The sequence below is a fragment of the Chryseobacterium sp. MHB01 genome (genome assembly GCF_034651565.1).
Classification (GTDB): Bacteria; Bacteroidota; Bacteroidia; order Flavobacteriales; family Weeksellaceae; genus Chryseobacterium; species Chryseobacterium nepalense.
Window position 1 is genome coordinate 102,581 of sequence record NZ_JAYEDA010000006.1, and the last position, 18,560, is coordinate 121,140.

An 18,560-nucleotide genomic window follows, 5' to 3' on the forward strand; every position below is an offset into this window, starting at 1 on the left:
TTAATGTAAAATTTCACAGGCTTTAATCAAAATTAAAGCACAAAAAATGGAAAGTATTTACTTTCCATTTTTTATTTCATTTTAATTTAAACAATTTCTTCATCCTGAAAATACTGAATGATCGCTTTTTTCATTAAAAGCTGCTGCTCATTTGGTTTCAGCTCGGGAAGATCTTCCAGTTTTTCAAAATGGGGATAGCCGTCATCATCGTAGTGAGAAAATTTATAGTATCCGAAAGGTTCCAGTAATCTGCATACTGCGATATGAATGAGATTCACCTTGTCGTCTTTTGTATATTTCTGCTGACCGCTGCCCAGTTCCTGAAGGCCAATCAGGAACAGATACGTTTCTATCGGTGCATTCTTTTCCGTATCAAAATTTTCAACGAAAAATTGTTCTATTTTCTGCCAGTATTCTGCTTCGTTAATCATTTTTGTTTTCTAATTTTAATAAAAACGCATATTCTAAAGCGTCTTCCTTTAAAGATTCAAATCTTCCGCTTGCTCCGCCGTGGCCTGCGCTCATGTCGGTCTTGAAAATGAGAATGTTATTGTCGGTTTTAAGCTCACGTAACTTTGCAGTCCATTTCGCGGGTTCCCAGTATTGTACCTGAGAATCATGCAAGCCTGTTGTAATCAGTACATTTGGGTATTCTTTCGCTTCTATATTATCGTAAGGTGAATATTCCTTCATGTATTGATAGTATTCTTCATCGTTTGGATTTCCCCATTCATCATATTCCCCAGTCGTTAATGGAATGGTTTCGTCCAACATGGTGGTAACCACGTCCACAAAAGGAACCTGAGCAACAATACCGTTGAATAGAGATGGCTCGTAATTCATAACCGCACCTACAAGCAAACCTCCCGCACTTCCGCCCATCGCGTACAAATGTTTCGCAGACGTATAATTTTCTTTCACTAAAAATTTGGCGGCATCAATAAAATCGAAGAATGTATTTTTTTTGAATAGCATTTTCCCTTCCTCGTACCACTCTCTTCCAAGGTATTCTCCGCCTCTGATATGAGCAATGGCATAAATAAAACCTCTATCTAAAATTGACAGCCTCACATTCGAAAAACTTGCGTCTACGGTATGTCCATAACTTCCGTAACCATACAAAAGTAAAGGAGTATCCGCAGATTTTTTTGTGTCTTTATGATAAACCAAAGAAATCGGAACTTTTGAATTTCCGTCTCTTGAGTCTGCCCAGATTCGTTCGGAGATATAATTTTCTGCAAGGAATTTTCCGCCCAAAACTTCCTGTTGCTTAAGAAGTTTGGTGGTTTTTTCCTTCATATTATATTCATATGTTGAGCTTGGTTGCGTCAAGGAAGTATAGCCATAGCGTAATACTTCTGTGTCAAATTCAAGATTCACTCCGATATAGGCCGTATATGTTGGATCTGAAAAAGGCAGATAATGAGATTCCTGCGTTTTTTCATCAATGATCTTAATCTGCAGGAGTCCTTGTTCTCTTTCTTCCAGAACAAGATAGTTTTTAAAAATCTCGAAACCTTCGAGGAGAACTTCCGGGCGGTGAGGAATAACATCAACCCAGTTTTCTATGCCGCAGTTGCTGATCTTTGTTTTTACGATTTTAAAATTAAATGCATCGTCAGCATTAGTGATGATATAAAATTCGTCTTCATAGTGCTCCACAGAATATTCCAGGTCGTCGATTCTCGGTTGAATAATTGTCCAGTCTGCAAAAACGTTATCCGAAGGAATAAATCGATGTTCGTCCGAAATGGTGCTGGAGCTTGCGATAAAAATATATTCTAAAGATTTTGTTTTAAAAACATTCACATCAAAAGTATCATCTTTTTCATGGAAAATTAAAACATCTTCTGAAGTATCCGTTCCAAGTTTATGCCTGAATACCTGAAAAGCTCTTAAGCTTTCATCTTTTCTGATATAAAAAACATGTTCATTATCATTGGTCCAGACTGCTTTTCCAGTGGTATTTTCAATTTTATCCGAAAGGATTTTGCCTGTTTTTAAATCTTTAAAATTGATGCTGTAAATTCTACGGCTTACATTGTCCGTTGAAAAGGAAGCGAGTTCATTATTCGGAGAAACGGCAACGCTTCCCACTTCGAAATAGCTTTCGCCCTCCGCCAGAATATTAACATCAAGAATTATTTCTTCATTGTTGTCTAAGCTTTTCTGCTTTCTGCAGAAAATAGGATATTCTTTTCCTTCTTCATAACGAACAATATACCAGTACCCGTTGAAAAAATAAGGTAATGATTCATCATCTTTTTTGTAACGGGCTTTCATTTCTTCAAAAAGTTGTTCCTGCAGTGGTTCCGTATCTTTCATGACGAAATCAGCGTAGGCATTTTCTTCTTCAAGGTATTTTATGACCTCCGGATTTTCCCTTTCATTAAGCCAGAAATAATTGTCAATTCTTTTATCACTGTGTGTTTCAAGGATTTTTTCTATTTTTTTTGCCTTTGGAGCTTCCATTCAATATTAATTCTTGTTCAAATTTAGTTAAAAAAAAACCATCTTTTCTGTATGAAAAGACGGTTGCTTTATATTTTATCGTAAAACTTACTTGTGAAGCGATTTGATAAACTTTTCCAGAGCCATTGTCATAGACGGAGTTTCCTTTGTAGGCGCCATAAGATCTACTTTCAGCCCTGCTTCTTCAGCAGCAGCCAACGTTGTGGTTCCGAAAACGCCAATTTTTGTTTCTTCCTGTTTGAAGTCCGGGAAATTCTGCTGTAATGATTTAATACCCTGCGGACTGAAGAATATCAGCATGTCGTAATCTTTTACATTGATATCGGTAAGATCGCTGCAAACCGTTCTGTACATGATGGCTCTTTTCCAGTCTACATTGGAGGCTTCCATTGTTTTCACAATATCAGGGCTCAATACATCAGAAGATGGCAAAAGGTATTTCTCTGTCGGGAATTTTTTGAATAAAGGAAGAAGATCCGAAAAATTCTTTTCTCCGAAGCTGATCTTTCTTTTTCTGTACACAATATGTTTCTGAAGATAATTGGCAATTGCTTCAGACTGGCAGATGTATCTCATCGTGTCAGGAACCGCAAAACGCAGCTCTTCTGCTAATCTGAAGTAATGATCAATCGCATTTTTACTCGTGAAAATAATTCCGGTATATTGCGTAAGATCGATCTTCTGTGTTCTCAATTCTTTATTGTCAACTCCTTCTACGTGGATGAAAGGGCGGAAATCTATTTTTATCTTTTCCTTCTTTGCAATATCCAGGTACGGAGACGACTCACTTGGCGCTGGTTGAGAAACCAATATTGACTTTATTCTCATCATTGACAGTTATTAAAAAAATAATAATTTCCAAAGCAACAAAAGAGGTGCAATTTGGAGGGTGCAAATATACAAAAATTTATAATACCATTTTTCAGGTAAGATGTTATTCTTATGAAATAAATAGAAAAAAACCTTGAAAATGAATACAAAAGAAAAAAAGTAGAAGTAATACAAAAACATTTTATTTCTGTCCAGCGGGAAATAATAGTGAGTTACACATAAAACAATAAGGATGAAAGACAGTATAAAATAAAATTTTGTCGCGGTAAAATAAAAAACAGTCCACTTTTTTCCGTCACCCGTACTCTGAAAAAATAAAAATCCCAAACCGGATTTAATCATATAAAAAAAGATCACTGCAAGTAAACAGAATCCGAATTTGTTCAGCTGATATCCCAAGACCTGAAGATCGGCAATATACTTTGGGACAGTAGGAATATACTGCGAAATCAGTACGGATAAAGTAAGAGCGGTAACGCAGGAAGTGATCGCCCAGCTCGGAAGATTGTTACTCGCATCAAAATATTTCTGTAGCAGAAAGTCTTTTAAATTGGCTCCCCTCTCAATGATATTCATCATAAAAAGGTACAAAAAGATGCAGCCCAACAATATAAAGATCACCCAATCGTTGTTCTCAGGTATTCTTATGTGATTTGTAAAATGTTGTGATAACGGCAAAGGGTATTTTTTTGCAAAATTATAGATTATTTTGTATAAAATAAAAAGGTTAAATAAACTATCTTTGCAAACTGAAATGAAAAAGCTCGTCATCATTCCCACCTATAACGAAAAGGAAAATATTGAAAATATTATTTCCGCAGTTTTTGCATTGGAAGATGACTTTCATATTCTGGTAGTAGATGATTCGTCTCCCGATGGCACCGCAGAGCAGGTAAAAGAATTGCAGAAAACACATCCCCACTTTTTGCATTTATCAGTAAGAAGAGTGAAAGACGGATTAGGAAAGGCATATATTCACGGGTTTAAATGGGCCATTGAAAATAAATACGATTATATTTTTGAGATGGATGCAGATTTTTCCCACAACCCGGCTGATCTTCCGAAGCTTTATGAGGCGTGTCTGAATGCTGATATGGCCATCGGATCAAGATATTCTAAAGGGGTAAATGTTGTGAACTGGCCAATGGGAAGGGTTTTGCTTTCCTATTTTGCTTCAAAATACGTGCGATTTGTTTTGGGACTTCCTATTCATGATACAACAGCAGGTTTTGTCTGTTTTTCAAGAAACGTATTGGAAGAAATCGGATTGGATAATGTGAGATTAAAAGGATATGGGTTTCAGATCGAAATGAAATTCCGAACTTTTAAAAAAGGATTCAAAATTGTAGAAGTACCTATTATTTTTACCAACAGGATCCTGGGAGAAAGCAAAATGAATGGCGGAATCATTCATGAGGCGGTTTTTGGAGTTTTAAATTTAAAATGGAAATCAATCATCAACAGATTATGAAAATGATGCGGTATAAATATTCGCTCAGAATAGGTGTCTGCAGAGTTTCATCAAAACAGATAAAAATTAACTGATGAAAAAATTGATCTTCTTCTTCGTACTGATATCTTTATTCTCATGCGGAGATTATATTGATAAGCCAAAAAATCTTGTTTCACAGGATAAAATGGCTGAAATTATGGCAGATCTGGCCATCAACGATCAGGCAACTTTCATGTATCCGAATTCAAATCTTGAGGCAGGAACAAGATATGTTCTCAAAACCCATCATGTAAACTCAGCGGATTATATTGAAAGCTTTAAATATTATGTGGTGAAGGAGAAAATGAACGGGATTGTTGAAGATGCGCAGGAAATATTGTTGAAAAAAGATCCGAAGGCGGGAAAATATGTAAAGGATAAAATGAGTAAGACCGGGAATACTGAAAATCTTCCTCTTTTATCAAGATAATTATAAAATGCAAAAGTTTTTTACCATAGAAAAAACCTCTCAGGGAAAGGCAAGAGCCGGAGAGCTTACTACAGATCACGGTAAGATCCAAACCCCGATTTTTATGCCTGTTGGAACGGTAGCAAGTGTGAAAACAGTTCACCAGAGAGAATTAAAAGAAGATATCAAAGCCCAGATTATTCTGGGAAACACTTATCATTTATACCTTCGTCCGGGAATGGACACCATGCAGGAAGCAGGAGGTCTTCATCAATTCATGAACTGGGATCTTCCGATCTTAACGGATTCCGGGGGCTTTCAGGTGTTTTCATTGGCAAGCAGCAGAAAGATGTCTGAAGAAGGCGCAAGATTCAAATCTCACATCGACGGAAGTTACCACATGTTTTCGCCGGAAAAATCCATGGAAATTCAAAGACAGATCGGTGCTGATATTTTTATGGCCTTTGATGAATGTGTTGCGTATCCATGCGAATACAACCAGGCCAAATCATCCATGGAGCTTACACACCGATGGCTGAAAAGATGTATTGACTGGACAGAAAATAATCCCGAATTATACGGACACAAACAAAGGTTGTTTCCGATCGTTCAGGGATCAACCTATTCTGATTTAAGGAAAATATCCGCACAGGTAATCGCAGAAGCAGGTGCTGAAGGAAATGCCATTGGCGGACTTTCCGTAGGTGAGCCTGAAGAAGAAATGTACAGGATTACCGATGAGGTTACCGATATTTTACCAAAAGAAAAGCCAAGATACCTTATGGGAGTAGGAACTCCATGGAATATCCTGGAATCAATCGGCCTGGGAATCGATATGATGGATTGCGTGATGCCTACAAGAAACGCAAGAAATGCCATGCTTTTCACATGGAAAGGGGTAATGAATATGAAAAATGAAAAGTGGAAAAAAGACTTTTCGCCGCTGGATGAGTTTGGAACAAGTTTCGTAGACAGAGAATATTCAAAAGCATATGTAAGGCATTTGTTTGTTTCTAAAGAATATCTTGCCAAACAGATTGCATCTATTCATAACTTAGCTTTTTATCTGGATTTGGTGAAAGTTGCTAGAGAACATATCTTAGCGGGAGATTTTTATGAATGGAAAAATTCGGTTGTTCCGGTTCTTCGTCAACGATTGTAAATTTAAAAATATCAAAATAGAAGTCCCGAAGGGACGACCTAAATTAGGATGCAAATCCTATCAAACATAAAACCAATTTATAACGCATTAAAAAATAAAATAATGCTGAAAATTATAGACAGATATATTGTAAGAAAGTACCTTGGAACCTTCAGTTTCATGCTGATATTGCTGTCTGTAGTTGTTCTGGTGATTGATGTTCAGCAGAAAATTCCCAGAATTGAAAACGCTACCGCTATTGATCCGAAATTAAACCTTACCTATTTTCTGGTTCATTTTTATCCGTTCTGGATTGTTAATCTTGTGATGACATTTCTTTCTATTCTGGTATTTATTTCAGTGATCTATTTTACGTCCAGAATGGCAAACAACACGGAAATTGTTGCTATTATCAGTAGTGGGGCAAGTTTCCACAGGTTTGCAAGGCCTTATTTGCTTACTTCACTTTTTATCGCTGTAATTTCTTTAGGAATTAACCATTTTGTATTGCCCTGGGCAAATATTCAGAAAAATCAGCTCGAAGCGTATACGTATAATGCTGCCAATAAAGAGAAAGTGTTGGGGACAGCTCCGGTTTCCGCACAGCTCAGCAAAACGGAATATATTTTTATCAATTCCTGGAATAAGCGGGAGAAAAGAGGATCTGGATTTATTTACCAGAAGTTCGATAAAAACCGAAAGATGGTGTACGAACTTAAAGCTTCGGATGCTTCCTGGGATAAGGATAAAAAAGTTTTTGTACTGAATTCTTATACAGAAAAAACCATCAATAAAGATGACACCGAAAAACTGTCAAATGGATTTGATATAAAGAAAAGTTTCGGTCATGATCCCGAAGAGCTCTTTCCTAATGAATTGTTAGGACAAAATAAAACAACCCCGGAACTTCTCAAGTTCATTCAAAGAGAAACCGAAAAAGGAAACAGCAATCTGAATGCCCACCTGAATGAGCTTTACCAGAGAACTTCTATGCCTGTTTCTATTGTAATACTTACCTTTCTGGCGCTTTCGCTTTCTTCACAAAAAAAACGTGGAGGATTAGGAATCAACTTGGCGGTAGGGATCTCGCTCGCCTTTGTATTTGTATTCTCATTTGAAGCCCTGAAAGTGGTTTCAGAGAATAAAAGTATGTCTCCGGTTCTTGCGATGTGGTTTCCGAACATTGTTTTTTCTCCTCTTGCCCTATACTTATACCTGAAAAGAGCCAATCAGTAAAGCAGTTTTATTTCTTTGTGATAAAATGAATGTAAACCATCATTCTCCAGGTCAATCCATAGATTTCCATTTCTGTCAGCATTTTTAATAATGCCATTTTGTCTCTTTTCGTTAAGTTCAAATACAGAAATCTCATCTTTTCTGAACAGACTGTTGTTGAAACGGCTCATTATTTCATCTTCAGAGGGGAATTTATTAAAGTTTTCAACGAGAAAATCATGAAGAGCTTGCGTGAAGTCATTTAGATTGAAATATTGTCCTGTTTGTGTTAAAATAGAGCCTGCAATTGATATTTCATCAAATTTTTCCTGAAGGATATTAAAGCCTGCGCCAACGATAAAATAATTATTTTGATTAATTTTTTTCTTTTCAATCAGAATTCCGACGATTTTTTTATTTTTAAGGATGATGTCATTAGGCCATTTTATTTTTACGGTATTTCCAGTCAAATTGGCCAGGAAATCATGAATAAGAATTGCGGTATAATAATTGAACATGAAACCGGACAACGAAAAATTTTCCGCCTTTATCGCTAGAGTATAGGCTAAATTTTTTTCAGCGGCTGATGACCATGTATTTCCGTATTGACCCCTGCCCCGGGTTTGGTTAAAAGTGTGAAGCGCAACAAAATCAGAATTTTCATAAAGTAAAAACTTGGAAATTTCGTCATTAGTAGAAGAGCATTCTTTTAAATAGAAGAGTTGACTCATTTAAGAAAACTTTAAGACTTTCGGGGGCTAAAAGTAAGGCTAAAGTGAAAGAAAAACAATAAATTTGCAGATTATAGTATTTTTTAATGAATAAAACAGCAGAAAAACAAGAATTATTAGATAAAATCGTTGAGGCAATTCAGGATGTAAAAGGAGAAGATATCATGATCTTCGATCTTTCAAACATTGAAAACTCTGTCGCAGAGACCTTTGTGATATGCAGCGGAAACTCAAACACGCAGGTAGCCGCACTCGCAGGTAGTGTTGAAAAGAAAGTGAGAAACGAGCTTAAAGAAAGACCTTGGCATGTAGAAGGGACTGAAAATGCAATGTGGGTGCTGGTAGACTATGTTTCAGTAGTTGTCCATATTTTCCAGAAACAGGTACGTGAGTATTACGATATAGAGGAGCTTTGGGGTGACGCTGTCATTACCAGAATCGAAAATGAATTTTAATTTTAAAAAGTATCAATGAACAATAAAGGATTTAACTGGTTTTTTCCTATCATGATTGTAGCACTCGTGCTGTTCTTTGTGGTTAATTCCATGGGTGACAGCGGAGCAAAGACAATCGACGAAGATGGTTTCTTTAAAGAAATGCAGGCAGGAAAAATCCAGAGAGTTTTAATAGATAAACAAGCCCAGAAGGCTGACGTGTTTTTAACACAGGCTGCCAAGACAGCTACCGTAAAAAAAGACGATAAAGCAAACCCTTTTTCAAGCCTCTCGATGGCACCAAAAGCAGATTACACGCTTAAATATGGAGACCTGAGATTATTTCTTGAAAAATTCGATGCTTTAAAACAACAGAATCCTCAGATTACCACATCTAAAGATTATGCAGAAGGTGAAAGCCCGTTGATGAGTATTCTGATTCAGGCATTAATCTGGATCGCTATTTTAGGATTATTTTATTTCCTTCTTTTCAGAAGAATGGGAAGCGGAGGCGGCCCCGGAGGACAGATTTTCTCCATCGGTAAATCCAAAGCAAAACTTTTTGATGAGAAAGAAAGAATTCAGGTGACTTTCAAAGATGTTGCAGGATTAGAAGGGGCGAAAGAAGAAGTACAGGAAGTAGTGGATTTCCTTAAAAATTCAGAAAAATATACGAAACTGGGAGGTAAAATTCCTAAAGGAGTACTTTTGGTAGGGCCTCCGGGAACCGGTAAAACGCTATTGGCAAAAGCAGTGGCAGGGGAAGCTAAGGTTCCTTTCTTCTCACTTTCAGGTTCTGATTTCGTGGAAATGTTTGTGGGAGTAGGAGCTTCCAGAGTAAGAGATTTATTTGCTCAGGCTAAAGCTAAATCACCGGCAATTATTTTTATCGACGAGATTGATGCGATTGGTCGTGCCAGAGGGAAAAACAACTTCTCAGGCGGAAATGATGAAAGAGAAAATACATTAAACCAGCTTCTTACGGAAATGGATGGTTTCGGAACAGATACCAACGTCATCGTAATGGCTGCAACCAATAGAGCGGATATTCTTGATAAGGCATTGATGAGAGCAGGGCGTTTCGATCGCTCCATCTATGTTGATCTTCCTGAATTGCATGAAAGAAGACAGATCTTTGATGTGCATTTGAAGAAAATCAAGCTTGATGATAATGTAGACCGAGAGTTTTTAGCAAAACAAACCCCTGGTTTCAGCGGAGCAGATATTGCCAATGTATGTAATGAGGCGGCATTAATTGCGGCAAGAAACAACCATACTTCAGTTACAAAACAGGATTTCCTTGATGCGGTAGACCGTATTATCGGTGGTCTTGAAAAGAAAAATAAAGCGATTAAACCTTCTGAAAAGAAAAGAGTGGCTTATCATGAAGCAGGACATGCTACCATTTCATGGTTGGTAGAACACGCTTCACCTCTTTTAAAGGTAACGATTGTTCCGAGAGGACGTTCTTTAGGAGCAGCATGGTATCTTCCGGAAGAAAGACAGCTGACGACTACTGAGCAAATGCTCGACGAAATGTGTGCTACTTTAGGGGGAAGAGCTGCAGAGCAGGTAATCTTTAACAATATTTCGACAGGAGCTCTTTCTGATTTGGAAAGTGTTACGAAAAGAGCACAGGCAATGGTTACGATCTACGGATTAAGCCCGAATATCGGTAATATATCTTATTATGACAGTTCAGGCCAGTCTGAATATAATTTCGGAAAACCATATTCTGAGGAAACAGCAAAAAAAATCGATATAGAGATCAAAGGCATTATTGAAACTCAGTATGACCGTGCCGTTCAGATTCTGACTGAAAATAAGGATAAGCTCGATGCGCTTGCCAATAAACTTCTGGAAAAAGAAGTAATTTTCCGAGAAGATCTTGAAGAAGTATTCGGAAAAAGGGCTTGGGACCCGGAATTAACGGAAAAACCGGTTACCAATACGATTCCTGCCTCACAGCAGCCGAATGAAGAAATTATCATTAAAGATAAAGAGGAAGATAGTGAAATTCAGGCACCTGAAAGTCCTACACAAATCTAAAAATCTTTTGAAATAGATTAGAAAAACCTGACAGTCTCCGATTTGTCAGGTTTTTTCATATTTATCGGCACGTTTTTAGATTTCTATATGATAATTTTATATTTTTGTATAAGTGTCTAAAAAAATAAATTAAATTGAATTTATTCAAGAGGCTTGTAAGCAAACTTACCAACCAGTCTGAAGAAGAAGAAAAGCCAAGTCTGGAAAAGCTCGGAGATTCGCTTAAAAATGCGGATCTTGACTATAAATTTGCCCAATTGTTTACTCATTCAGGAGGATTTTTCAATTACTGTGCGGATGAAGCAGAGGCATTAAAAACACTACACCAGATTATCAAAATAGAGGGAATCAGCAATGTTTTCTGCTGGGATAAAGATCTCCAGAATTTTTTAAATGTTGTAAAAACTCCTTACACTGAAGAACTTCAGGGTAATAATGACGCAAGTTTTATCACCTGTGAATATCTTATTGCCTACGACGGGAGAATTATGCTTTCCCATAATAATATTTTGCATTACCACTCTTCAAGACTGCCCAACAAGATTATTGTAATGGCTAACGTTTCACAGATTGTGAATAACCTCAATGACGCGATGGGGAAAATCAAAAGAAACGGGAATATCAAAAACCTTACTTCTATCAGCGGAGCACAGTCGAAACTGGATACTTCTTCCAACAGCAACACCAAACTTTTTTTATTGTTGCTTGAAGATTAGGCATCAACGTATAAATTTTTAAAATTTTGGACAAAAACCTTATTCAAAGAACCCTGTCAGGAATTGTTTATGTAGCAATCATCATTCTTTGTACAACTCCTTTTGGAGCAAAGCTCATCAATAATATAAGTCCCGATCTTATTAAACAGGAATATCTTTACTACGGACTGATTACGTTTCTTTTAGGAGCAAGCTCATGGGAATGCTTTAAAATCCTGAAATTTGGCAAAGGGTACGAAAGATGGGTGGTTCTTCCACTGATCATCTTTATTTTTTATATTTTTTCTAAAAGATATTTCAGCTTTGATTTTTATTTTGATTTCAGGTTCAGTGAAATTCTGGCTCTGCTTTTAATAGTCATCGCTGTGGTCACTTTATTCAAATATCCTAATGAATTATATTATGACAGCGGAAAACTTATTTTTGCGGTTATTTATGTAGCTTTGCCATTCAGTTTTGCATTAGGCCTTCCTAAATTTTCAAGATTTGATGATAGATTCACACTGGAAGTTTTTTTCCTTTTTGTTTTAATATGGAGCAGTGATACTTTTGCTTATTTAACAGGGAAATTCTTTGGCAAACATAAAATGGCACCTAAAATTTCTCCTAAAAAAACCTGGGAAGGATATATCGGTGGTGTTGTGCTTACTTTGGTATTATCTTATTTTATCGAATATTATCATTCTGATCTTCGTGGAAACTGGATGGTAGTAGGATTTCTGGTGGCCGCATTCGCTCCTGTAGGAGATCTTGTGGAAAGCCAGCTGAAAAGAAATTTTGGTGTTAAAGACAGCGGAAACATCATTCCGGGACATGGTGGAGTATTAGATCGGCTTGATAGTTTTTTAATCTGCGTTCCTGTCGTATATTTGTACTTTATATTAGAAAAATTTATTTAATCTCATGAAATTACACAGAGAATCGAAAGGAACAATCACCGTTGCCTCCTTATTGTTTATCATTTTGAGTGCATTGGCCATTTATTTCCTTGAAATGTGGTCACTGGTGATCATTCTGCCTTTATTGGTTATTTACAGTCTTGTATTCTGGTTCTTCAGGGTGCCAAACCGTGATATCCTTGATCATAGGGAAAATGTAATTGCCCCGGTAGACGGAAAGGTAGTAATGATAAAAGAAGTGGAAGAAGATGAATTTATAAAAGGAAAAGCAATTCAGGTTTCTATATTTATGTCTCCGCTTAATGTTCATATCTGCAGATATCCGGTTTCAGGAAAAGTAATTTACAAAAAATATCACCCCGGAAAATATCTTGTAGCATGGCATGAGAAGTCTTCTACGGAAAACGAAAGAACTACCGTCGCGGTGGAGAGCCTTACCAATCATCAGGTAGTCTTCCGTCAGATTGCGGGATATGTAGCCAGAAGAATTGTTTTCTATTGCAATGAAGGGGATGAGGCGAAAGCAGGCCACGAGTTCGGCTTTATTAAATTTGGGTCGCGGATGGATGTTTTTCTTCCTCTGGATACTGAGATTATCTGTAAGATCGGCGACATTACAAAAGGAGGATTGGATGTAATTGCAAGAATGAAAGACTAATTAATTATTAAAAATACGGTAAGGCCGCTTCTGATGGAGCGGTCTTCTTTATTAATATCATTAAAGTCATTAGCAGATTTATATCAATATAATATTATAGTAATTATTTTGATACTTATTTGATACTTTGTGGTATTTCGAGGTAGTTAAATTTGTATTTTTGGTGAATAATTTAATATTCATGAAAAAATATTTACTTTCTTTAATAATTTTTACAGGACTTTGCAAAATTGCAGCCCAGACATCGGTGGATGTATTTTCTCAAATTGTATTTTATGACGGGTACGCATCCAATGTTTTTGTGGTGGTACCACCAAATACTATCAAGCTTTCTAATTTCAGATATGCAAAAAAATTAACAGATGCAGAGCTCAATTCTTTTCAGAATAAAATTCAGATGAACGTAACTATCGGAGCGCTTTGCGATAATTATGACAGAATCGGGGGTGTTCATCTGGCAATGGTTCCGAAAGGTCAGAATTCTTATACATTAAACGATACTTCTGTAAAAAGATTAGAAATAGGAAGATATATTACTCCTTTCATGAACAAAAATCTTTCTCCAACAGAAGTTCCTTATTCTTTTCAGGTAGATAACCTTTATTCTGTTTTCAGTAATATGGCAATACGGAATGCGTATGATATTTGGATAGAACTGGATGTTTTCGGGGTGCCTTATGCAGCAAATACTCAGGTTGCAGGTTGTGCCGGAAGAAATGATGTATTTACGGGAACCCTTAGCTTTATTACTTATAATGATCCTTCTGTTACAGCAACATTCAATAGCTTACTGCCGCTTTTAGACTCTAATGAACTCAATAATTATAATAATACGGACCAGCCGGGTGAAACAGTGAGGCTTATTAATTTTAATCTTACACAAAGCGTTAGCAATGCTAAATTTTTTATTGTTTCAACCCCTCACGGAGCGAATACCAACGGAGAAGAATATGTAAGAAGGCAAAACTTTATATCCCTTGACAATAGTCAGGTTTTGACCTTTACTCCCGGAGGAACCTCATGTGAGCCTTACCGGATGTATAATACCCAGGGAAACGGAATTTACGGGGCCAGCCCAAAGCCTGATTCATGGTGGACTTCCTGGAATAACTGGTGTCCGGGTGATGCTGTGCCTATCAGGAGCTTTACCGCAGGTTCTTTATCTGCAGGAAATCATACAATAAAATACGAAGTACCCACAGCTATTTTTTATGGGCAGGATGGAAGAATCGTCCTTTCAATGTATATGCAGAGCAATAGCCAGCAATTATCTGTAAAGGATGTTTCTATGCTTGATGTCTCTGTCTTTCCAAATCCAACAGCGGATTTTGTGAATATCCGTTCAGATAAAAAGATAAATAGTATTGCTGTTTATTCTGCAGAAGCAAGAAAATTAAATGAGGTAAGAGATTCAAAAGTAGATCTTTCAGATTATCCTGCTGGAGTTTATATTTTGGATATTACTCTTGAAGGCGGACTTCAGTTTAAGCATAAAATAATAAAAAAATAAAGATCAACTTCGATATATAAATTAAGTATTTAAAATATTATAAAAATCCCGATGTTCTAAAACGTTGGGATCTTTTTATTAATGGAAGTTCACTTTAATTATCATCAGTTCAAAATTTAAAAATGTACAGAAACCATTTTCTGAAAACAAGCTTAATGTAATTAATAAACCTTTTTAACCTTATCAATCAAACTTAAAATTAATTCAAGGGATAAATCTTCTGTCGGATCAATTAACAGTATTTTGAATTTCTTTCTGCCTTCCTGAAGAAGTTCCGGATGATCAATCCTGTCGCCGTGGTAAAAGCTGATATAATATTTCTTATGTTTTTTGCTGAAATTAAAATAACACAGCATTTTCTTCCTGTATTTGAAAAAAGGCAATCCGAAGCTGAACGTTTCGGTGATATTTTCCGTGTCGGATTTCAGGATTTTTTCGCGTAAAAAAAGAAGAGTACTTCTTGCAGGCTCTTCCAGTCTGTAGAAATACTCTTGTATGGGATTCATTATTGAAATTAAATTTAATCGAAGTTTTGCAGCTCCACCAGCTTGTTATACATTCCTTTCTTTGCGATAAGATCATGGTGTGTGCCTTGTTCTATAATCTTTCCTTTTTCCATCACTACAATCCAGTCGGCTTTCTGAATAGTTGAAAGACGGTGGGCAATGACAAGAGAAGTCCTGTTTTGCATCATTTTTTCCAGAGCATCCTGCACAAATCTTTCAGATTCTGTATCCAGCGCGGAAGTTGCTTCATCAAGAATCATAATCGGTGGATTTTTCAGTACCGCCCGGGCAATAGAAATCCTCTGTTTCTGTCCTCCTGAAAGTTTTCCTCCCGCTTCACCAATGCTGGTGTCGTATTGCTTGGGAAGATCCATGATAAAATCATGGGCATTGGCAATTTTTGCTGCCGCCTGAATTTCCTCTAGAGTAGCATCAGGCTTACCCAGAGAAATATTGTTGCGTATAGAATCGTTGAATAATATATTGTCCTGTGTTACAAGCCCGAATAATTTTCTGTAACTGGATAATTTTATATTGATGATGTTTTCTCCGTCGATAAGAACTTCACCTTCATTAACATCATAGAAACGGGTTATCAGATTTGCCAGTGTACTTTTTCCACTGCCGCTCTGTCCTACCAACGCTATCGTTTTACCTTTCGGAATGGATAATGAAAAATCCTTTAGGACTTCACGGTCTTCATATCCGAATGTAATATTTCTGAATTCTACATTTCTTTCAAAATCTTTAATTTCTTTAGCGTGATTCAGTTCTTTGATATGATAGTCCGCATCCAGAATTTCAAAAATTCTTTTGGCAGAAACTTCTCCTTTCTGAATATTGGAGATCGCTGAAGATAAAGCTTTCAAAGGTTGAAGAATCGTGTAAAATAAAGCAATGTAAGTAATGAATTCACTTCCGGATAAGCCTTTTCCCTGAATGGCAAGCCTTCCTCCGAAGTAAACGATCATCCCAATAGTAATAGCACCCAGAAGTTCACTCACCGGCGAAGCGAGCGCTTTCTTTTTAAAAAGTTTTAAGGAGAGTCTTCTTATATTATTGAGAACGTCATCAAATCTTTTCTTAATCTGTGGTGAAGCATCAAAGATTTTAATAATCTTCAGTCCTACCAGTGTCTCATCAACAAAAGAATACATTTTTCCCAATTCGTTTTGGGCTTCTCCGGTATCTTTTTTCAGGCTTTTTCCAATCATTGAAATTAGCGTCCCCATAATCGGGAAAACCACAAGTGTAAAAATAGTAAGCTCAAAATTAGAATACAAAAGATACCCCATGGTAATGATGATTACGATAGGAGAACGGATAAGGTCAATTAAACTGTTCAGAATATTGCCTTCTACTTCACTTACATCAGAAGTTATCCTGGCAAAGACATCGCCTTTTCTGGAATTTGTAAAAAACGATACCGGTAAATCTAAAATTTTATCATGCAGTTTTATTCTGAAATCTCTGGAAACTCCGGTTCGTGAAAATGTGAGGTAAAACTCCGATAGGTAACTGAAAATATTTCTCAGGAAAAACATGGTGATAAACAGAATACAAGTTATAAGAAGGATGTATTCCGGTCCTTTCTCAATCTGCACCTGCTGGATCTGGTAATTGAAGCTTTCTTTTAAAAATGTTCCTGCCTTTGAAATTCCTTCATAAGTAGGTTGTCTGTTAATCTTTTCTGTTTCTTTATCAAAAAGGATATTCAGCACCGGCATGAAGAAAAGCATGGCAATAATATTGAACAGTGCGTATAAAATATTAAAGAAAATTCCGGCTGCAATTGATTTTTTATAGGGAAGTATGTTATCTATCGCTCGTTTATAATAACTCATTAAATTTTAGATTAATTTACAAAAATAAGGAAATTTAAATGATAAGACGTTTTTAAAGACCTTTTACTTTCTCTAATATGTTTTGCTGGCTCTGGTTTTGTTACAAATATTTTATGAAAAATAAAAAACCACAGATTTCTCTGTGGCTTCTGAAAGATTAAAACCGTACAGAATTATTGTATTTCGGACTGAAATTGTCTGGGGATAATTTTTCAAGCGTTTTTCCCAAATTATTGATGATCTCAGTGAGGTTATCAAAATCTACAACACTGATATCGTCGCTTTCGTTGTGGTAATGGCTGGCTTTTGTCATATCCACAGTGGAAAAAGAATGGGCAATGATCTTCTTTTTCACAAAACTTACATTATCCGAACGGTAAAACAGCTGCTGTGCAGCGTAAGGATCCGGATTAATTTTGAGGCCGTTTGCAGCGTTTTCATTGAAAAGCTCATCCAGATCAGAAAATTCATCACCGGTCATGAAAAGTGCATTTTTCCCGAATGCGGATTCTGTTGCCACCATTTCAAAATTGAAAAGAGCTGTCAGGTTATTATAAATTTTATCCAGATTTTTATCGGTTGAAATAGCTTTTGATCCCAGCATTCCTTTCTCTTCACCGTTAAAGGCCATGAAAACCATGGAGAATTTCGGGTCTTTATTCTTAAAATAGTCTGCAATTCCTACAAGTGTTGTGATTCCGCTAGCATCATCATCGGCTCCGTTATAAATATTGTCTTTGGAATTATTACTGGTTCCGATGTGATCAAAGTGTCCGGAAAAGCCTAAATATTTATCTGTTTTACCTTTTTTAATCCCGCAAACATTATACACCGTTTTGCCTTTGTAGTTGAAAGGTACAAGGTAAGAATTTCCCGTGCAGTACTCCAGATTGTTTTCTTTAAAAAGCTTTGCAATATAATTGGCTGCATTTTCATTTTCCTGGGTTCCGATTTCGCGTCCTTTCATTTCGTCTGAAGCCAGCGTTGAAAGGACGGTCTGAATCCTTTCTTTAGAAACTTCCTGAGCGAACGAAAATACCGAGAAAAGTGAAAAGGTAAGGTAAGTGAGTTTTTTCATGTAATACAATTTATAGATAATCTGTCGCAATTTAAATAAAAATGTTGCACATCACTATGCATTATTTGCATTGAAAAGCCGAAAAAATAAATCTGTGTACAAGGGACAATTAAATAAAAAAAAACAGCTCCTGTAAAAGAAGCTGTTCTCACTCAAAAAATCGTTGTACGGTTATCGAAGTCTGTCTACAGATTTTACGAGCCTTTCATCTTTTTTGATATATAGGTTTGCAATAAACAAACATATAATCGCAATTAATGGAAATATTGGCTCAATACCCTTCTCAGGAAACTGAATTCCTCCGGATAAGTTGAGTAACCAGTAAATCAATACACCAACCAACAAAGCGTTTATAATGATGCTGATGTTATTCAGCAAAATTTGTCTTTTTCTGTTTTTATAACTGAATACACTTAATAATCCAGTCAAAACAAGGACTACACACGCTGTATCCAGCACAGGCAGACTCTCTGAAATGATTACATCCTGACCTGTAATGAACAGGAACACAGCGGCTAAAACTGCCAGGAATGTCCATATTGTCTGTATCCTTTGTATCATTATAATTAAATTGC

19 protein-coding genes are annotated in these 18,560 nt (G+C 36.5%); 10 read left to right on the plus strand and 9 right to left on the minus strand.

Annotation, left to right across the window (positions count from 1 at the left end):
* Positions 1-86: 86 nt before the first annotated feature.
* From U9K52_RS11460 to U9K52_RS11475, 4 genes are all read right to left on the minus strand, one after another.
* Positions 87-431, minus strand: a complete 345-nt coding sequence (locus U9K52_RS11460) for a hypothetical protein (RefSeq protein ID WP_248389692.1) — start codon at positions 429-431, stop codon at positions 87-89.
* Positions 424-2,472, minus strand: coding sequence for a S9 family peptidase (locus U9K52_RS11465; RefSeq protein WP_248389695.1), 2,049 nt, complete (start codon positions 2,470-2,472; stop codon positions 424-426). The genes U9K52_RS11460 and U9K52_RS11465 overlap by 8 nt, the downstream gene beginning before the upstream one ends.
* 87 nt (positions 2,473-2,559) lie before the next feature.
* Positions 2,560-3,300: a uroporphyrinogen-III synthase gene (locus tag U9K52_RS11470; RefSeq protein WP_248394978.1), complete on the minus strand. Its 741-nt coding sequence runs from the start codon at positions 3,298-3,300 to the stop codon at positions 2,560-2,562.
* A gap of 12 nt (positions 3,301-3,312) precedes the next feature.
* Positions 3,313-3,882 carry a DUF4271 domain-containing protein gene (locus U9K52_RS11475; protein WP_323673793.1) on the minus strand — a complete coding sequence of 190 codons (570 nt, stop codon included), beginning with the start codon at positions 3,880-3,882 and terminating at the stop codon, positions 3,313-3,315.
* 175 nt (positions 3,883-4,057) lie between these two features.
* Between U9K52_RS11475 and U9K52_RS11480 the strand changes: the two genes are divergently transcribed.
* The 4 genes from U9K52_RS11480 (at position 4,058) to U9K52_RS11495 (ending at position 7,581) form a co-directional block, all read left to right on the plus strand.
* On the plus strand, positions 4,058-4,774 hold the full coding sequence (locus tag U9K52_RS11480) for a polyprenol monophosphomannose synthase (RefSeq protein ID WP_248389697.1): 717 nt from the start codon (positions 4,058-4,060) through the stop codon (positions 4,772-4,774).
* Positions 4,775-4,847: 73 nt separating this feature from the next.
* Complete coding sequence (locus tag U9K52_RS11485; protein ID WP_263601763.1) at positions 4,848-5,225, plus strand: DUF4296 domain-containing protein; 378 nt, start codon at positions 4,848-4,850, stop codon at positions 5,223-5,225.
* A 7-nt stretch (positions 5,226-5,232) separates the two neighbouring features.
* Positions 5,233-6,366: a tRNA guanosine(34) transglycosylase Tgt gene (gene tgt / locus U9K52_RS11490; RefSeq protein ID WP_248389701.1), complete on the plus strand. Its 1,134-nt coding sequence runs from the start codon at positions 5,233-5,235 to the stop codon at positions 6,364-6,366.
* A gap of 105 nt (positions 6,367-6,471) precedes the next feature.
* Positions 6,472-7,581: an LptF/LptG family permease gene (locus tag U9K52_RS11495; protein WP_263603842.1), complete on the plus strand. Its 1,110-nt coding sequence runs from the start codon at positions 6,472-6,474 to the stop codon at positions 7,579-7,581.
* On the opposite strand, the gene U9K52_RS11500 is transcribed toward U9K52_RS11495, so the two are convergent.
* Positions 7,575-8,291, minus strand: coding sequence for a biotin--[acetyl-CoA-carboxylase] ligase (locus U9K52_RS11500; protein ID WP_322926589.1), 717 nt, complete (start codon positions 8,289-8,291; stop codon positions 7,575-7,577). The two genes, U9K52_RS11495 and U9K52_RS11500, sit on opposite strands and share 7 nt — an antisense overlap.
* 86 nt (positions 8,292-8,377) lie before the next feature.
* Between U9K52_RS11500 and rsfS the strand changes: the two genes are divergently transcribed.
* From rsfS to U9K52_RS11530, 6 genes are all read left to right on the plus strand, one after another.
* On the plus strand, positions 8,378-8,746 hold the full coding sequence (gene rsfS / locus U9K52_RS11505) for a ribosome silencing factor (protein ID WP_029298073.1): 369 nt from the start codon (positions 8,378-8,380) through the stop codon (positions 8,744-8,746).
* A 15-nt stretch (positions 8,747-8,761) separates the two neighbouring features.
* Positions 8,762-10,774 carry an ATP-dependent zinc metalloprotease FtsH gene (ftsH, locus tag U9K52_RS11510; protein WP_263601761.1) on the plus strand — a complete coding sequence of 671 codons (2,013 nt, stop codon included), beginning with the start codon at positions 8,762-8,764 and terminating at the stop codon, positions 10,772-10,774.
* Positions 10,775-10,908: 134 nt separating this feature from the next.
* Positions 10,909-11,490: an LUD domain-containing protein gene (locus tag U9K52_RS11515; protein WP_322926590.1), complete on the plus strand. Its 582-nt coding sequence runs from the start codon at positions 10,909-10,911 to the stop codon at positions 11,488-11,490.
* Between the two features lie 26 nt (positions 11,491-11,516).
* The gene (locus tag U9K52_RS11520) at positions 11,517-12,389 is read left to right on the plus strand and encodes a phosphatidate cytidylyltransferase (protein ID WP_322926592.1); all 873 of its coding nucleotides are present in this window, start codon (positions 11,517-11,519) and stop codon (positions 12,387-12,389) included.
* A 4-nt stretch (positions 12,390-12,393) separates the two neighbouring features.
* A complete protein-coding gene (locus tag U9K52_RS11525) occupies positions 12,394-13,047 on the plus strand; it encodes a phosphatidylserine decarboxylase family protein (RefSeq protein ID WP_248389725.1) in 654 nt (217 codons plus the stop codon).
* 181 nt (positions 13,048-13,228) lie between these two features.
* Positions 13,229-14,557, plus strand: a complete 1,329-nt coding sequence (locus U9K52_RS11530; protein WP_263601758.1) for a peptide-N-glycosidase F-related protein — start codon at positions 13,229-13,231, stop codon at positions 14,555-14,557.
* A gap of 161 nt (positions 14,558-14,718) precedes the next feature.
* Here the strand turns inward: U9K52_RS11530 and U9K52_RS11535 are convergent, their stop codons facing one another.
* The 4 genes from U9K52_RS11535 to U9K52_RS11550 form a co-directional block, all read right to left on the minus strand.
* Complete coding sequence (locus U9K52_RS11535) at positions 14,719-15,063, minus strand: DUF1801 domain-containing protein (RefSeq protein WP_248389731.1); 345 nt, start codon at positions 15,061-15,063, stop codon at positions 14,719-14,721.
* Between the two features lie 14 nt (positions 15,064-15,077).
* Complete coding sequence (locus U9K52_RS11540; RefSeq protein WP_248389734.1) at positions 15,078-16,907, minus strand: ABC transporter ATP-binding protein; 1,830 nt, start codon at positions 16,905-16,907, stop codon at positions 15,078-15,080.
* Between the two features lie 157 nt (positions 16,908-17,064).
* Entirely contained in the window at positions 17,065-17,985 is a 921-nt protein-coding gene (locus U9K52_RS11545; RefSeq protein WP_263601757.1) for a M28 family peptidase, read from the minus strand.
* Positions 17,986-18,156: 171 nt separating this feature from the next.
* Positions 18,157-18,546 carry a DUF4293 family protein gene (locus U9K52_RS11550; protein ID WP_248389740.1) on the minus strand — a complete coding sequence of 130 codons (390 nt, stop codon included), beginning with the start codon at positions 18,544-18,546 and terminating at the stop codon, positions 18,157-18,159.
* Positions 18,547-18,560: the final 14 nt, after the last annotated feature.

Coding starts and splice junctions, on each gene's coding strand:
- U9K52_RS11460 (WP_248389692.1), bottom strand. CDS start 431: ATGATTAACGAAGCAGAATACTGGCAGAAAATAGAACAATTTTTCGTT.
- U9K52_RS11465 (WP_248389695.1), bottom strand. CDS start 2,472: ATGGAAGCTCCAAAGGCAAAAAAAATAGAAAAAATCCTTGAAACACAC.
- U9K52_RS11470 (WP_248394978.1), bottom strand. CDS start 3,300: ATGAGAATAAAGTCAATATTGGTTTCTCAACCAGCGCCAAGTGAGTCG.
- U9K52_RS11475 (WP_323673793.1), bottom strand. CDS start 3,882: ATGATGAATATCATTGAGAGGGGAGCCAATTTAAAAGACTTTCTGCTA.
- U9K52_RS11480 (WP_248389697.1), top strand. CDS start 4,058: ATGAAAAAGCTCGTCATCATTCCCACCTATAACGAAAAGGAAAATATT.
- U9K52_RS11485 (WP_263601763.1), top strand. CDS start 4,848: ATGAAAAAATTGATCTTCTTCTTCGTACTGATATCTTTATTCTCATGC.
- tgt (WP_248389701.1), top strand. CDS start 5,233: ATGCAAAAGTTTTTTACCATAGAAAAAACCTCTCAGGGAAAGGCAAGA.
- U9K52_RS11500 (WP_322926589.1), bottom strand. CDS start 8,291: ATGAGTCAACTCTTCTATTTAAAAGAATGCTCTTCTACTAATGACGAA.
- rsfS (WP_029298073.1), top strand. CDS start 8,378: ATGAATAAAACAGCAGAAAAACAAGAATTATTAGATAAAATCGTTGAG.
- ftsH (WP_263601761.1), top strand. CDS start 8,762: ATGAACAATAAAGGATTTAACTGGTTTTTTCCTATCATGATTGTAGCA.
- U9K52_RS11525 (WP_248389725.1), top strand. CDS start 12,394: ATGAAATTACACAGAGAATCGAAAGGAACAATCACCGTTGCCTCCTTA.
- U9K52_RS11530 (WP_263601758.1), top strand. CDS start 13,229: ATGAAAAAATATTTACTTTCTTTAATAATTTTTACAGGACTTTGCAAA.
- U9K52_RS11535 (WP_248389731.1), bottom strand. CDS start 15,063: ATGAATCCCATACAAGAGTATTTCTACAGACTGGAAGAGCCTGCAAGA.
- U9K52_RS11540 (WP_248389734.1), bottom strand. CDS start 16,907: ATGAGTTATTATAAACGAGCGATAGATAACATACTTCCCTATAAAAAA.
- U9K52_RS11545 (WP_263601757.1), bottom strand. CDS start 17,985: ATGAAAAAACTCACTTACCTTACCTTTTCACTTTTCTCGGTATTTTCG.
- U9K52_RS11550 (WP_248389740.1), bottom strand. CDS start 18,546: ATGATACAAAGGATACAGACAATATGGACATTCCTGGCAGTTTTAGCC.